Genomic DNA, 16,312 nt, shown 5'->3' with positions numbered 1-16,312 from the left:
TGCGATACAAACGCAAATATGGATTGCATTAATTGCCTATTTGCTGTGAACTTCGCTAAACACATGGCACAAGAAGGATGGAGTGTTCAGCGTTTACTGAGAATTATTCAGGTCAATTTATTTGAAAGGAAACTTTTAAGGTCACTCTTTGTGCCTGATAAAAATGGCGAAAACAAGAAGAACCTCAATTGAGGTTCTTCTTGTGATATTTGTGGGACAGCAGTGAGCTTAGCTTCCTTTTTTATTAAGAAATAAAACTATAAGTTTATGCACCAATATATAGAATCAAGCCACAGAATGCAGAGGCAAAAATCACATACATGACTTTGACTTCAAAATGGAACAAGGCGATGAATGCTGCAATTGCAATGAATGCGGCTTCATAGTTGAAAGAATGGTTGAATCCATTGGGCCATAAAACGTGATAACTGAAGAAGAGTGCTAAATTCAATATTACTCCTACAACAGCAGCAGTAATTGCAGTCAAAGGTGCAGTAAACTTTAATTCATTGTGTGTTGATTCAATCACTGGGGCGCCAGCTAGAATGAAAATGAAAGAAAATAGAAACGTAAACCAAGTAACAATGACAGCACCTAAGGCACCTGCTAAAAATACATGATCACTTCCTAAAAGTGCATGATTAAAGCCACCTAAAAATCCGACAAATGCAACAACCATAATCAGTGGGCCGGGTGTACTTTCACCTAGTGCTAAACCATCGATCATTTGTGTTGGACTCAACCAACCATAAAAATTTACAGCACCTTGATACACGTAAGGTAATACCGCATAAGCTCCACCAAATGTTAGCAGTGCCGCTTTAGTAAAGAACCAAGCCATTTGTGTATAGGCATGCTCCCATCCCAAGGTAAGAGTCAAACCTATAATGGGTGTAAACCATAAAATTGCACCGATAAATAAAATTTTTCCTAAGTGCTTCCAACTAAATATGGCATGTTCTGGGGTTGGAGTATCATCATCAATTAATGCTGGACCATAATCTTTTTTACCTTGCTGATGTGAACTTCCACCAGTAAAAAGCTTGGATATTTTTTACTTGCCAAGTATCCAATGATTGCAGCGCTTAGAACAATTAAAGGAAACGGAAGGTTAAAGAAAAAGAGCAACGAATGCAAGTGCAGCAATTGCCCATAAAAACTTATTCTTTAATGATCGGCTGCCAATCCGGTAAGTTGCATGAAAGACAATAGCAACAACAGCTGGTTTGATTCCATAAAAGAGACCAGCAATGATAGGAACATCACCAAACTTTACATAGACCCATGAAAGGGCGATCAGGATAAATAAAGAAGGTAAAACGAATAAGACACCAGCAACAATACCACCTATAGTCCTGTGCATTAACCAACCTATGTAGGTTGCTAATTGTTGAGCTTCAGGTCCGGGTAATAACATGCAGTAGTTGAGAGCGTGTAAGAAACGTTTTTCAGAAATCCAACGTTTTTGTCAACGAGTTCTTGGTGCATGACAGCGATTTGTCCTGCTGGCCCACCAAAACTAATGAACCCCAATTTCAGCCAGAATAGAAATGCTTGCCAAAATGAAATTGACTGTATTTCTTGTTCTGGTTCTATAACAAGTTCTTGTTCCATGATTATTCTCTTGATAGGTTGGCATATAAGCCATCGAAAATGTGATTCGATAATGCAAATAATTGATCATCGTCACTTATCTGACTTCGAATTCCTTGAATAACTTTTCAATACCGATTGCTTCGGGAGGTTCAATCCCACCTACATCAAGTAATGAACAATTTCAGCGATTTTCTTTAATGCAGGTGTTCTAGATCAAAACTATGTAAAAGAACTTCGAAGGTCACCCAATGATTGATATGACTGAAAGTTGCACCATCAAAATCGAATCCTAATGCCTCTTCTGGGCAGTCACTTGGCGTTTCTAACCAAATGAATGTTGGTGAGGTATCAATAAATGTCTTGATTAGCCATGCAGAAGCTAGGCGATCAATCCAAGGTCTTTTACGAGTTGCCCAATTCTGTTTTGATAACTAGCTTTATCGAGAAGTTGAATATGAGCTTGTATTGCTAGTGGTTCATTCACTTCACCAAGACGTGCAATTGAAAGTTCTAAAGAGGAAAGCTCATTAGAACCTGTGCTTGAGTTTCATCGGGGTAGTAGTCAATTTCTACAAGCGCATCGATACTTTTTCTTAATTTCCGGATTTGCTTGAGCAGCTCTTTCTTTTCATCTTTGGTCTGCCGATCTCTTAATTCAGACAGTTGTTTATAGAGAGCATCGTATTCTTCTTTCCGACTGAAAAAAGAAGCAAGCTCAAGATTTAAGGGTTGTTCTGCATGAAAGATATAAGCAGCCCTTGTTCTGAGATAACATCATTAGCAATAGGATCAAACTTTTCACTATGGGAAATAGGGAGCAAATAGACGCCATCTCTTAGAATTGCTGCGCCGCTTGCTTTGAGAGATCGCCAGACTCTCATACGAGTGGTTGTATTCTGTGTAGGTAGCGAGGATATGAGCAAGGATATTTTCATGTAATATACTCAACTTATTTGTTTATTATATTACATTGCTTGTATCGTGGTACAAATATTAAGAACTGATTTCTTATATCAGGATAAATATTAAGACGGGCGGCAGACAAGCTTTGATTGAAGTAAAATTAAAGTTGAAAACTATTCGATGTGTTTACGTTACTGATCTATTGTGTTGAAAAAAGGCTCAGTCGTAGTTAGCTTGTAGAGATGGCAATTTCTATTTTGAAGATTATGTTAGATAGCTTTAAAAAGTTTATGCTTAAGTTGTATATTATTATTTTTAGAAATAATAATATCTTAGTTATTAAGCTATATTCATAGTCGAATTTTTAAAAGCTTAAAATAAATAATTGGGGATAATAATGCGCATTGAAAAAATTAAAGTAGAAGGTTTTAGGCTTCTTGAGAATGTCGAATTCGGATTGGAAGAGAATTCAACTGTAATTGTTGGACGTAATAATAGTGGAAAGACATCTTTTACCAGTATTTTTGATTGTTTTTGTGGTGAATCTGGAACAAGATTTCGGCTAGAGGATTTTCAGTTTTATCACGAGAAAAATTTTTAAAAGCTAAAGAATTAAGAGAGGCGGGGGAAAGTTCAGAAGTAATATTCGAAACACTTCCTCGAATTTCTCTTATACTTACATTTCAATATAATAAACTTTCTCCTGATTTAGGTTCTCTATCCCCTTTTATTATTGATTTAGATGAAGACTCTACAACGGCTATTGCGCGAGTTGAGTATCGGCCTATTTTGAAAAATATGCATTTGCTTTTTGACCTTACCCCATCTTCCGCAGTGGTTGAACCTCGTACACATTTTTATAAAAATTTGAAGGGTAATTTGTCTAAAGCTTATGGGGTTCATGTAAGTGCAATTGATCCTACTGATAGTACAAATACGAGAGATTTTGAAGGCACATCTGCTTTAACAGCATTATTACAATGTAACTTTGTATTAGCTCAAAGAAATCTTGATAAAACAAAACTAGGGGATGCTGATGTAATAGGTAAATTGCTTAGTGAGCTATTTAAGACAGCTACAGCACCATCTGCTGCTGAGGCAGATCAAAATTTAGCTATAAGATTAAAGCAATCTGTTGAAAATATTGAGCATAATGTCCAACTCGACTTTGATGGCATGCTTAAAGAATTATTACCAGTTATGAACGTAATGGGATTTCCAAGTCTTAATGATACTGAGATAAGACCAGAGACATCATTAAACGTGGAATCATTATTATCAGGGCATACTAAGGTCGTTTATAGCGGAGTTGATGGAGTACATTTACCAGAAGGGTATAATGGTCTAGGAACCCGTAATTTGATTTACATGTTGCTACAGTTAGCAAGCTATCACAAAATCTATAGATCAAAATCAATTAGCCCCGCTACTCATTTAATATTTATTGAAGAGCCAGAAGCTCATTTACATCCTCAAATGCAGGAGGTTTTTATCAATCAATTAAATGTGGCTGTTCAAAAATTATCGGAAAATTATTCTAACAAAGATAAATGGAATATCCAGTTTGTTATCACAACACACTCCCCACATGTTGCGAATGCTGCAAAATTTGATGCTGTTAGATATTTTTATAATGAAATTCATAAGATAGAAAACGTACGTCAGACAAAGGTTAAGATTTTAAGAAGGGGTTGAGTAGTATTTCTGTTAAAGATCAAAAATTTTTACATCATATGACCTTAACGAAATGTGATCTTTACTTTGCTGATAAAGCTATCTTAGTTGAAGGGACAACAGAACGTTTATTAATGCCAAAGTTATGTCAATTAGTTGATGAGTCTCTTGATGAACCACAAAAACTAGCCAGACAATATGTTACTTGTGTTGAGGTTGGTGGAGCACATGCGCATATTTTTTATCCACTCCTTGACTTTCTGGAGTTGAAAACGTTAGTAATCACTGATCTAGATTCAACAAAAAAGGCAAAATAACTAAGAATGGAAAACAGGAAGATGCATGGGTGAAATGCCCAGTAGTTGATGGTCAGAATACATCTAATGCTGCCATTAAAAACTGGTTTTATCCTAAAGAAGTCGATGATACTGGTAAAGTTAAGAAAAAAGCTAAAAATGAGGATAGTCAAATTTCCCCGTCAGTCTTGATTGCTAAAACTGCTCAAGAGAAACAAATTAAGTTCCGTAGAATTGCATATCAAATACCAGAAGATCCAGAAACTAATATATGCGCTAGAAGTTATGAGGATGCTTTCATATTAGCTAATCTTTCTAAATTTGAATTACCTGAAGGACAAGATATTGCTGTTGCTGCTTGGGAAAAAGCACAAGGGCTTATTAAATCTGATTTCGCCTTAGAATATGCAATTCTAATAGAAGATTGGTCGGCACCAAGATATATCAAGGAAGGTCTAATTTGGTTATCTGAAATGGACACTATAAAAAATCAAACTATGAATTAACTACAGGCGAATAAGTAGCATGAGTGAGATTCTAGACAATCCAGCAATAATTGCAGCTCAACTAGCTGAAGCAAAAATTAATGCAGCTATAAAAGCAGGACGAAGTTTCCGGCTAGAAGCTGGCGCAGGTGCGGGAAAAACATTTTCTTTAGTTCATGCTCTAAAATCCATTATTAAGGAGCGTGGTAGATCATTAACGCAAACAGGTAAAAAAGTAGCTTGTATTACTTATACGGAAGTTGCAAGAAATGAGATTGCCCAAGAAATTGAAGACCATCCAGCAATTTTAGTCGATACTATACATGGATTCTCATGGGCTTTTATGCGCCAATTTCAAAAAGCCATAAGAGAGATTCTTATTGAAGATGATTCAAGAAAAGAAAAGTTGAACAAGGTGGTGGCATTGGGTCTAAATCAGTGGAATACGAGTTGGGCTTTTTTGGTGTTAATGATCAGAAAATTACACTGAGTCATGATGATATCCCAACGATGATGGCTAAATTACTAAGTAAAGAAAAGTTTCGGAAAATATTTAGCAATCAGTTTCCGGTAGTTTTTATTGATGAATATCAAGATACCAATCGCCAATTTATGGATGCTATTACAGAGTATTTCTTAAAACCAAAGGTGGGACCACTTTTTGGTCTTTTTGGAGACCATTGGCAGACTATTTATGGTAGTGAATATGAATTGGCAGAGTATCCAATCGAAGAGATTGCAAAGGGATCAAATTTTCGATCAGTTCCAGCAATTGTAGATATATTAAATAATTTAAGACTAGACTTACCACAAGCTGTCAGTTCGCCAGATGCAAAAGGTGAAGCTAGATTTTTTCATACTAATTCTTATAAGGGGAAACGAACAGATGAGAGAAGTTCTAAAGATGATTTACCAATAGATATAGCTCGATCTACTCGTACAAGTTTGATACAGAGGCTACAAAATGAGGGTGGGATATTGAAAAAACTAAGATACTGATGTTAAGCCATAATGTTTTAGCATCTGAACAAGGATACCCTCAATTAATTAAAGTATTTGACGGACGTAATGATCAATTTGCTAAAAAGAAGACCCTGTAATAAAATTTTTTGCAGAAATAGTTGAACCAATGAGTGTTAGCTATAGCTTATCAAATTATGGTGAGATGTTTAAAATCTTTGGCTCAAGGCCTGCAATAACGAAGCATGAAGATAAATCTTGTTGGCGACGGGATATGGATCAATTATTAAAACTAAGACAAGAGGGGACTATAGGGCAAGTGATAGATCATCTTAAGCAGACAAAACGTCCCTCCCCCCCAGATAGAGTGCTTAGACGAGACGATGAGCTTATTTCTCTAAGAAATTCACCTGACACGGAAATGTCTTCAACACTACTTCGTTATAATAAATTAAGAGAAATTCCATATAAAGAAGTAATCGAAGTTACAAAGTTTATTGAAAAGCAAACTCCATTTGCAACTCAGCACAGTGTTAAGGGGGCAGAGTTTGAGAATGTATTAGTAGTTTTAGGTGGTGGATGGAATAATTATAAATGGCCACAGCTTCTCGAGTTGCTTGAGACTAAAAAGTTGACTAATGCAAACACAAAAGGTTTTTATAGAGCTCGTAATCTTTTCTATGTATCGATTTCTCGCCCAATGACGAGACTGGCTGTGTTAGCTACTCAGACATTATCTGATACAGCACTTGTAACAGTGAATAATCTATTTGGAAGTGAGAATGTAATAGAATTAAGTTTAGATACATAGAGTTGTTTTCAACTTATGTATCTAACTTTTTAAACATATTTTTTGGGAAAAAATGAGCCTGTAAATTATTTTGTGTAAGTTCCATTTTTTATAAATGATCTTTTAATCGATCATCGAACTGAATCGTAAACCAATTCATTGCTAAACGCCAATTTTGAATTGGCATCGTCCATTTCTTCGCAGCATTTGATGTTGCTAAGTAAATGACCTTCTTTACTGAGTCATCAGATGAAAAGATTTTCCTTTTCTTCGTTGAATGGCGTATTACGCTATTCAACGACTCAATCGCATTTGTTGTATAAATTGCATGACGTATTTCGGCTGGATAGCTAAAGATCGTTCGGATATTTTCCCAATTGGCCCGCCAGGATTCTCCAATTTTGGGATACTGGTGATTCCATTGATCACAGAAGATGTCTAGGGATTTTAAAGCATTTTCCTCTGTACTTGCCTGATAAATCGCTTTCAGACCCGACGTAACAGCTTTGTAGTCTTTCCAGCTTACAAATCTCAGGCTATTGCGTACAACATGCACGATACACAGTTGAATATCAGTATGAGGGTAAACAGAGGCTATCGCGTCAGGGAAGCCTTTTAATCCATCTACACAGGCAACAAGAATGTCCTGTACTCCTCGATTTTTTAGCTCTGTCATGACTGACAGCCAGAATTTGGCACCTTCTGTCTGAGCAATCCACATACCCAGTAATTCTTTTTGCCCATCCATATTGATGCCTAAAGCAAGGTATACGGACTTGTTAATCACATTGGAGTGCTGACGGACTTTGACAACAATACAGTCAAGATAGACAACAGGATAAAGGCTATCTAAGGCTCTATTTTGCCACTCAGTCACTTGCTCAATCACAGCATCGGTAACTTTGCTGATGAGAGATGCTGACACATCGGCATCGTACATTTCTTTGAAGAAGGCTACAATTTCCCTATTAGTCATTCCTTTTGCATACAGTGAGAGGATTTGGTCATCCATACTGGTGATGCGTGTTTGGTGCTTTTTGATAATTTGTGGCTCAAATGAACCTTCTCGATCACGGGGAATATCTAAAGCCAGTTGTCCATCTTGAGTTGTAATGGTTTTAGAACTAAACCCATTACGGCTATTTGAGCCTTTCTTGGGCTGATGCTTTTCATAACCGAGATGGTCTGAAAGTTCAGTATTGAGTGCAGTTTCAATCATGAATTTTTTAAAGACTGCTGTCATTTGGTTTAAGTCTTCTGGTGTTTTTAGACCTTTAGCCAATTCGGCAGCCATACTTTTGATTGTTGCTTCATCCATGTGAAGTACCTTTTGTAATTATCCTCTGAAGGATAAATGAAAATTAAGTACTTACACAAAATTTAGAACAGTCCCGAAAAAATAAAGAATTTATACCTATACTATAGATTATTATTTTTATCCCAACTATCTACATGTTCAGCCCACCATTGCATCATCGTTTTACGATCATTTAACCATTGAGCATGATTGTACGATGCCCTTGTTTTATTATCTGAAACGTGGGCAAGTTGTAATTCAACCCAATCCTTATTAAAACCATTCTCATTAGCCACAGTGGATGCAGTTGCTCTTAGAGTATGCATCCTGAACTCTAATTTCATATTACTCAGGGCTGTATTCAATGTGGTTTTACCCATCATTTCCCCGTCTTCTCCTGCAAATATATATTCACTATCTGGATAAAGTGCAAATTGCTCTTTTATGATTTCAATGGCTTGGTCAGACAATGGTACAACATGCATTCTGTTCTTTTTCATATTGCGCTTGCCAGCCAAAATATCAGCCCTTGATACTGCTGGAATCGTCCATGTCTTATCTTCAAAGTCAATATATTCCTTTTTACCTCGACGTATCTCAATGCTTCTAAGCCATGTGTATATTGCGGCTTTAATAGCATTTCGTGTGCTAATTGAGCCACCGTATGCATTGAGCTTAAGCATAAGTACTTTTTTTCAGACTCAGTTAATGGTCTGGCATGGGTTACATCTGGCTGTTTAATGTAACCCCTAAGAACATAAGTAGGATCTATAGAAATGCGTTTTGTGATAATTGCATATTCCATAACCTCACCAATGATTTGTCTTACAAAAATCCCTTTAACTTCTCCTGTGCCTCTTCCTGATTTTTTGATTCTTGCCATAGTGCTATCAAGCACAGTTTTAATATCAATAGAGTCAATCTCATGAATAGGTTTGTTACCAATAAGAGGGTAAACATCTTTCTCAAAATAACTGCTTCGGCGTTGTTCCCATTCCTTGGATTGTTGAGCTTTTCGGGAATTTATAAATTCACTTGCGACTAACCGAAATGTACCATTATTTGCTTTAATTGCTTCAAGGCGTTCATTTTTCTGGTGACCTATTGGGTCTACTCCTTTGGCAAGTTGCTCTCGATATTCAATAGTTTTTAATCGAGCATATGCTAAAGTAATTTCAGGATATTTACCGATTGTGAGCATTTTTGCTTTAGTAAGAAAGCGGTAACGATAACGCCAGAATTTGCTACCAGATGGGCGGACTTCTATACAGAGCCCTGAATGATCAGCCATGCGGTATAATTCTTCACGTGGTTTTAATCTTTTGATTTTTAAATCGTTCAGCATATGTTGTGAGTAACGCTATTTTTGAAAGGGCTTACTCACAATCTTACTCACAAAAATTGGTAATTGCATGTATTACATTGTTATGGAAGGTTAGAATAAAAATATCGTTGAATCAATTGGATAGGTTGTAATGTGATTTGTATTTATAGAAGGTTAGATTGTTAATTGGCATTATCCAATCTGGAATGCTTTCAGATTAATCCACTGATTAAGGATTATAACGGTCCTGCCTGTGCGTATGTTACTGGACCGCTAGGTGGCTACACCGCCAACAGTAAAGGTGAACGCTTTATTGAATGTGATTACTGGAGCGGACAGATGATGTGGGAATTTTATCAGGAACTTGAAAGTGGTAATGGTCCTGTATTCCTTAAAGTTGATCATCTGGCCGAAGAGACTATCCAGACGATTGAGGAGATTTTACATAGCAATGAGCGTCCGAGCCGAGGGCGTTTTCATCAAGGGCGAGGCACAAATTATCGTCAAGATATGGTCGAGATGCATATTTCCGAGATTGGTTTTTGTAGTGGGCACAGTGCATCCGGCGTATGGGTGAACGAGAAAGCGGAAACTTCGGTCAAAGGCTTATATAGTGCGGGTGATATGGCCGCTGTACCGCATAATTATATGTTAGGTGCATTTACCTATGGTTGGTTTGCTGGAGTCAATGCCGCGCAATACGTGATGGATGTCGAAGACAGCAAGCTAAATCAGGCGGAGATTGAACAGGAAAAAGCCAGAATCTATGCGCCGTTATCTCGTCAGGAAGGGTTATCACCTGAACAGGTCGAGTATAAATTACGTCGCTTTGTGAATGATTATTTACAGCCGCCCAAAACACGACAAAAGATGGAAATCGGTTTGCGCCGTTTTGAAGAAATCAAGCAGGATATTTTGCAGATTGCGGTCCACAACCCACATGAGTTGATGCGCGCCGCAGAGGTATCTGTGATTCGGGACTGCGCTGAAATGGCAGCTAGAGCATCACTCTTTCGGACTGAAAGTCGTTGGGGGTTATACCACTACCGTGCAGATTTTCCCGAAAAAAACAACGAAAACTGGTTTTGCCATGCGCATCTGAAAAAAGATGAACAAGGCAATATGGTGAGTTTTAAAAAGGCCATTGAACCCTATGTGGTTCCGATTCATGAAAGTGAAGCACAGTCCTATGATCAGCTTCGTATCCAGAAAACGCATAAAGAAACTGTGACAGGTTAAACAGAAGGATCATGACAAATGGCACTTATTTTTAAAGAAATTAATCATCGTAGCGTCGCTCCAGTTTTGGTCGATGAAGATAAATGTATTGCTGACAAGGGATGTACGGTTTGTGTAGACGTCTGCCCGCTGGATTTACTGGCGATTGATCCGCATACCCAAAAGCCTTTATGCAGTTTGATGAATGCTGGTACTGCATGCCGTGTGAAAAGGACTGCCCGACAGATGCGATTCAGGTCAATATTCCATATTTATTGAAATAATTTATTGGAAGAATGACCTAGAGGGTTAACAGCTGCATTCATAACATCGAAAAAGGATAATACATGTCTATTCAATACCCACAAGTGCTTGATCTTGATGAAGATGATCAAGAATTTTTTAGGCAGTTGAACACGAATGATGAAAAAATTCGTTTCATTACCCTGATGCACATTGCAGAAGAAGAACGCGAAGAACTTTTACCATGGTTACATTATGCACTACAGCATGATCCCGCAGTGATCGTTCGTCAGGAAGCGGCAAAACGACTAGAGGGTTGGGAGGATTCAGCATCCTTACAGGCATTGGCAAATGCCTTGAATGATGACTCAATGATGGTGGTCGATGCGGCGACACAAAGCCTGAGTGAAGTAAAAAATCCTGAATCTGCCGAGATCCTTACACCTTATCTGGACTCCAATAATAGCATGGTAAAAATTGCCATATTGCGTGCGCTTAAACCATTACGATCAATTGCTTCATATGACCGTATTTTGCAACATACCCAACATCGCGATATTCATGTACGTCGCGAGGCAGTCAGTGCTTTAAGCTGGTTGCAACAACAGCAGGCCGTAGACATTCTGGCTGATATTGCTCAGAACGATATTGATCAAGAAACACGTCGTATTGCGACTGGGGGGCTGAGCTATACTCAGCAGATATCGCCGCAAGTCAGCACTGCATTAGGAAGTGCTTTACACGCTCCTGATTGGCAATTGCGGGTCGAAGCAGCTTTGACCATCGGTAAACTTAGGGCAACTGCACTTGAGCAAGCCTTATTACCATTATTGCTGGATCCATACTGGCAGGTCAGAATTGCGGTGACCAGAAGTCTGGGATTGTTAAAATCAAGATTGGCGCTGGACGGTCTGGCAGAAAATTTCAAGCATGAGATCAGTAATTTACGTAAGGAAGTTGCACTGGCACTGGGTGAGATTGGTGGCGAGCAATCTACGCAACTACTCCGCGATCATGAACAGGATTCTGATCCTGAAGTGCGTAAAGCAATTCGTATCGGTCTGGATCAGATTCGGGAATATGCGCATGCAACTTAAACCGAATATCCATGTCGATGTACAACAACATACCGTTGCATTCAAATGGCCCGATAAGGATCTGTTCATCACCCATCAACAACTTCGCGAAATCTGCCCTTGTGGTTTCTGTAAGGCCAAACGTCTACGTCACCAAGCGGATGTAGATGCACATACTGTGCAAGTTACCGCTATGTTTGATCAGGGGTATGGCGCTCAAATCTGTTTTAGTGATGGACATGATCAAGGTATTTTTCCATGGGTATTTTTGAAAAATCTTGATCTATAGCTGATTTTTTGTTTTAGCCTATTGGCTAAAAGTTTAGGGTCTCCTTATTTACTTTTTTCCTTGCTAAACTTTGTAAAATATGGCTTTGATATTGGGATGTTTATATCTTACTTAAATAGGTATAAGCATCTTTGATTTTTTTGCCTTGCCCATCATAAAATTAGAGATATTATTTTTATCACCATAAAACAATCAACCAAGTGATTGCGATCAGGCTTAAGGCAACAAATTGAGCAGCGCTGCCCATATCTTTGGCATTTTTAGACAGTTCATGTTTTTCAAGTGAAATTCGATCCACCACAGCTTCAATCGCAGAATTAAATAATTCAACAATAATGGCAATGAAACCAACGCCAATCAGTAAAATCCGTTCAACTGGGCTGAAATCCAGACTGAAATTCACCACCAATAACACAATATTCAGCAAGATAATTTGTCTAAATGCGGCTTCGAGTTTAAATGCAGCTTTAAAACCCGAGATGGAATAGCTTGTCGCATTGAGAATGCGCTTGATGCCGTTTTGACCCTTGTATGGAGAAGGAGAGGTGGTTTTCATGGACATTTACCGTTATCAAATGATGCTTTGAAGTTTGAAGAATTTTACTTAAGACTATATGAGGAATGTAGAAATTTTTGATGATTGTTATCGATCTTCAACAACCTGATTTAAAAAAGGTTGATTGGGTAGCATGCCGATATAATTTGACAGGGTGATGACGTTTTGATGTTTTTTTGATGAAGAAAAGCCCTTAAAATCGCAGTCTTTATACATAATCTCCATGATTTATCCGTTTTTTTTCTGCTCTGAAAATTTATATTAAAAATACTTGTATTTAAATAAAGACTCATTGATTATCAATAGATTATTCAAGTTGATCATCGTTGCAACTGAACATTTTTATTTGACATTTCGCTCCCTTACATTGGAAGTAAAGCGCTCATGCTCTCCAGATTTTTTATTGATCGTCCCATTTTTGCTTGTGTACTTGCCATTATTGTCATGGCGGTGGGTTTGTTTTCAGTTTTAAATTTGCCTGTTGAGCGTTATCCAGATATTGCGCCACCACGGATTACGGTTTCTGCAAGCTATAGCGGTGCCGATGCACAGGCTGTTGAAGATAGCGTGACTCAAGTCTTGGAGCAACAGATCAAGGGAATTGATCATTTACTGTATTTTAGTTCCAGTAGTGATGCCAATGGTAGCAGTCGCATCAGTCTGTATTTTGCGCAAGGGACAGATCCTGATGAAGCACAGGTTCAGGTGCAAAATGCCGTGAATGGTGCGATTAATCGTCTTCCAGATGATGTACAGCGTCAGGGGATTACGGTTCGTAAATCCTTAAGTGATTCATTTATGGTGATTGGATTGGGTGACCGTTCTGGTCGCTCAAGCAATATTGATATTTCTGATTATTTAAGCAATAACTTTGAGCTGAATCTAAGCCGTATCGAAGGTGTCGGTGAAGTTAATGTTTTTGGTTCGCAATACGCGATGCGGATCTGGCTAGATCCAACCAAGCTTAGACAATATCAACTTATGGTCAGTGATGTCCGTACTGCAATTGAAAATCAAAATACCCAAGTTGCGGCAGGGGCAATTGGTGAATTACCAGCTGGTAATGATCAATATCTGAATGCCAAAGTGACATCGGGTTCACTGCTGCAAACGCCAGAACAATTTGAAAATATTATTATCAAAGCCAATCAAAATGGCAGTTTTGTTTATCTTAAAGATGTAGCAAGGGTCGAGGTCGGTGCTGAAAACTATCAGGTGTTTAACCGACTCAATGGTTATCCAGGTTCAGGATTATCGATTTCTCTTGCAGTAGGTGCAAATCTGATGCAAACCGCAAAAGCGGTGTATGCCGAAGTCGAAACTCTCAAGAAAAATTTACCAGACGGTTATTTTGTGATTTATCCACGTGATGATACACCGTTTGTCAAAGAGTCTATTTCCCAAGTCGTTTCAACATTGGTAGAAGCCATCGTATTGGTGGTCTTGGTCATGTTTTTGTTTTTACAAAATTGGCGCGCCACCTTAATTCCAGCCATCACCGTCCCTGTGGTGATATTAGGGACATTTGCGATTTTGTCCGTTTTGGGGATGAGTATTAATACTTTGACCTTATTTGCTATGGTACTCGCAATTGGTTTATTGGTCGACGATGCCATCGTGGTGGTTGAAAATGTCGAACGGATTATGCATGAGCAACAGGTCGATGCCAGACAAGCCAGTATTCAGTCCATGCAGGAAATTGGTGGTGCTTTGGTGGGGATTACTTTGGTACTCACCGCGGTTTTTATTCCGATGTCATTTTTTAGTGGCGCGACAGGGATTATTTATCGACAATTTTCGATTACCCTTGTCGCAGCGATGGCACTGTCTTTAATGGTCGCTTTGATCTTAACGCCTGCTTTATGTGCTGTACTTCTCAAACCTCAAAACAAGCAGTTCCGATGGGCGCAGTGGTTTAATCGCAGTCTAGATAAACTTAAAAGCCATTATTTAACACTTTCTAAAAAATCCATTGATTTTAAATATATTTCTGGTGCTGCTTTTATCCTCTTGATTGTCAGCTTTGTTTTAATTTATCGGGCATTGCCGACGAGCTTCCTGCCGCAGGAAGATCAAGGTGCCTTAATGGTTCAATTCACTTTACCTGAAGGGACGCCATTGAGTAAAACTGAAGAGGTTGGTAAACAAATCTCTGATTATTTTCAGACCACTGAAAAGAACAATACCAATGGCATTATGGTGATTAATGGCCGTAATTTCTCAGGAACAGGGCAAAATCTAGGGCAAGCCTATGTTTCTCTGAAACATTGGGATGATCGTAAGGGTAATCAAAATAGCGCACAACAAATTCGTGCCAGAGCTTCGAAATATTTTTCAAAAAATAATCAGGCACGAATTAATGTCTTAATGCCGTCAGTGATTCGTGGTTTGGGGAATTCAGATAAAGTGGATTTCTGGATACAGGATGTCAAAGGTTTGGGTCGTGACAAACTGATTGCTAGTTTTCAAAATCTGCAACAGCAAAGTGCAAAGAGTCAGCAAGTCAGCAATCTTGATAAAAAAGGTAATGATGATCAGGCGGTATTAAACATTAAAATTGATCATCGGATTGCGATGGCAAATGGTGTCAATGTCAATGATATCAATCGAACTTTATCGACTGCGTGGAGTGGAACCTATATCAATGATTTTATTGATCGTGGTCGTATCAAACGGGTTTATTTGCAAGGTGATGCACCGTATCGTTCTAAACCTGAAGATTTAAGTTACTGGTTTGTCAAAAATACCAAAGGTCAAATGATCCCGTTTAATCAGTTTAGTGCTGTGCAATGGCAAGGTGCACCGCCTTTGTTGGAGCGGTTTATGGGGTATCCTGCGATTGAACTGGAAGCCGATGCCGCTAATGGTTCCAGTACAGGTCAGGCGATGCAGCAGATCAGCCAAATGGTTGCTGATATGCCAGATATCGGTTTGGCATGGAGTGGGCTTTCATATCAAGAATTACAATCGAGTCATCAGGCGATCTGGCTATATATTATTTCGATTGCATTTATCTTTTTATGCTTGGCTGCACTCTATGAAAGTTGGTCGATTCCAACCGTGGTAATGATGGCGATTCCATTAGGCATTGGTGGAACAATTTTGTTTAGTTATTGGTTTAACTTTGCCAATGATATTTATTTTCAAATTGCTTTACTGACCACGATTGGCTTGTCTTGTAAAAATGCGATTTTGATGGTCGAATTTGCGGCGAACTTGCAAGAGCAGGGTGCCAGTGCAATTGATGCTGCCTTAAAATCTGCGGGTTTGCGCTTACGTCCTATTCTCATGACTTCACTGGCTTTTGGTGCAGGTGTAGTCCCGTTGATGTTTTCTACGGGCGCAGGTGCGCTCAGTCGTCAAGCCATTGGTTATAGTGTTTTTGGTGGGGTGTTATTCGGCACGATTCTGGTTCTTCTATTCATTCCATTGATGTATGTCGTGATTCGCTCTATGTTTAAATACCAGCCAGCTAAACGATGAAATCAAAAAGATTATCTGATGAAAAACAAAACCAAAAATTGAACGGCTGAATCTTGATTGAAAATTTGATAGCCGTTCAAGTCATCGTTACCTTTTTGATATGTATTCGATCGATTAATTCA

General features: G+C 38.5%; 5 protein-coding genes and 8 pseudogenes. 8 read left to right on the top strand and 5 right to left on the bottom strand.

Annotation, left to right across the window (positions count from 1 at the left end):
• Positions 1 to 206 (top strand): annotated as a pseudogene (locus EGS47_RS18285) (IS4 family transposase); the annotation flags it as partial.
• Between the two features lie 59 nt (positions 207 to 265).
• Here EGS47_RS18285 and chrA read toward each other — a convergent pair.
• Together chrA and EGS47_RS18275 are read right to left on the bottom strand one after the other, a co-directional pair.
• Positions 266 to 1,614: pseudogene (chrA, locus tag EGS47_RS18280) on the bottom strand (chromate efflux transporter).
• Between the two features lie 2 nt (positions 1,615 to 1,616).
• Positions 1,617 to 2,531 (bottom strand): annotated as a pseudogene (locus EGS47_RS18275) (chromate resistance protein ChrB domain-containing protein).
• 365 nt (positions 2,532 to 2,896) lie between these two features.
• On the opposite strand from EGS47_RS18275, the pseudogene EGS47_RS18270 reads away from it, so the two are divergent.
• Together EGS47_RS18270 and EGS47_RS18860 are read left to right on the top strand one after the other, a co-directional pair.
• Positions 2,897 to 4,989, top strand: a pseudogene (locus EGS47_RS18270) (ATP-dependent nuclease).
• A 5-nt stretch (positions 4,990 to 4,994) separates the two neighbouring features.
• Positions 4,995 to 6,725, top strand: a pseudogene (locus tag EGS47_RS18860) (UvrD-helicase domain-containing protein).
• An 88-nt stretch (positions 6,726 to 6,813) separates the two neighbouring features.
• On the opposite strand, the gene EGS47_RS18260 reads toward EGS47_RS18860, so the two are convergent.
• The gene (locus EGS47_RS18260) at positions 6,814 to 8,022 is read right to left on the bottom strand and encodes an IS256-like element ISAba26 family transposase (protein ID WP_000343018.1); all 1,209 of its coding nucleotides are present in this window, start codon (positions 8,020 to 8,022) and stop codon (positions 6,814 to 6,816) included.
• 101 nt (positions 8,023 to 8,123) lie between these two features.
• Positions 8,124 to 9,346: pseudogene (locus tag EGS47_RS18255) on the bottom strand (tyrosine-type recombinase/integrase).
• Positions 9,347 to 9,517: 171 nt separating this feature from the next.
• Here EGS47_RS18255 and EGS47_RS18250 point away from each other — a divergent pair.
• From EGS47_RS18250 to EGS47_RS18235, 4 genes and pseudogenes are all read left to right on the top strand, one after another.
• A pseudogene (locus EGS47_RS18250) lies at positions 9,518 to 10,564 on the top strand (fumarate reductase/succinate dehydrogenase flavoprotein subunit); the annotation flags it as partial.
• Between the two features lie 18 nt (positions 10,565 to 10,582).
• Positions 10,583 to 10,827, top strand: a pseudogene (locus EGS47_RS18245) (4Fe-4S dicluster domain-containing protein).
• A gap of 63 nt (positions 10,828 to 10,890) precedes the next feature.
• Positions 10,891 to 11,883, top strand: coding sequence for a HEAT repeat domain-containing protein (locus tag EGS47_RS18240; protein ID WP_005003451.1), 993 nt, complete (start codon positions 10,891 to 10,893; stop codon positions 11,881 to 11,883).
• On the top strand, positions 11,873 to 12,151 hold the full coding sequence (locus tag EGS47_RS18235; RefSeq protein ID WP_005003454.1) for a gamma-butyrobetaine hydroxylase-like domain-containing protein: 279 nt from the start codon (positions 11,873 to 11,875) through the stop codon (positions 12,149 to 12,151). The genes EGS47_RS18240 and EGS47_RS18235 overlap by 11 nt, the downstream gene beginning before the upstream one ends.
• Before the next feature lie 178 nt (positions 12,152 to 12,329).
• Here EGS47_RS18235 and EGS47_RS18230 read toward each other — a convergent pair whose 3' ends face one another.
• A complete protein-coding gene (locus EGS47_RS18230; RefSeq protein WP_005003455.1) occupies positions 12,330 to 12,707 on the bottom strand; it encodes a diacylglycerol kinase in 378 nt (125 codons plus the stop codon).
• 384 nt (positions 12,708 to 13,091) lie between these two features.
• On the opposite strand from EGS47_RS18230, the gene EGS47_RS18225 reads away from it, so the two are divergent.
• The gene (locus EGS47_RS18225) at positions 13,092 to 16,190 is read left to right on the top strand and encodes an efflux RND transporter permease subunit (protein ID WP_119686970.1); all 3,099 of its coding nucleotides are present in this window, start codon (positions 13,092 to 13,094) and stop codon (positions 16,188 to 16,190) included.
• The last annotated feature ends 122 nt before the right edge of the window (positions 16,191 to 16,312 follow it).

The sequence above is a fragment of the Acinetobacter sp. FDAARGOS_515 genome (genome assembly GCF_003938865.1).
In the GTDB taxonomy this organism is placed as follows: domain Bacteria; phylum Pseudomonadota; class Gammaproteobacteria; order Pseudomonadales; family Moraxellaceae; genus Acinetobacter; species Acinetobacter ursingii.
This window is presented reverse-complemented; position numbering and strand designations above follow the sequence as displayed.

What these genes read in the sequence shown, in the direction of transcription:
- EGS47_RS18225 (WP_119686970.1), top strand. Translation starts at nt 13,092, where the DNA reads ATGCTCTCCAGATTTTTTATTGATCGTCCCATTTTTGCTTGTGTACTT.
- EGS47_RS18235 (WP_005003454.1), top strand. Translation starts at nt 11,873, where the DNA reads ATGCAACTTAAACCGAATATCCATGTCGATGTACAACAACATACCGTT.
- EGS47_RS18260 (WP_000343018.1), bottom strand. Translation starts at nt 8,022, where the DNA reads ATGGATGAAGCAACAATCAAAAGTATGGCTGCCGAATTGGCTAAAGGT.
- EGS47_RS18230 (WP_005003455.1), bottom strand. Translation starts at nt 12,707, where the DNA reads ATGAAAACCACCTCTCCTTCTCCATACAAGGGTCAAAACGGCATCAAG.
- EGS47_RS18240 (WP_005003451.1), top strand. Translation starts at nt 10,891, where the DNA reads ATGTCTATTCAATACCCACAAGTGCTTGATCTTGATGAAGATGATCAA.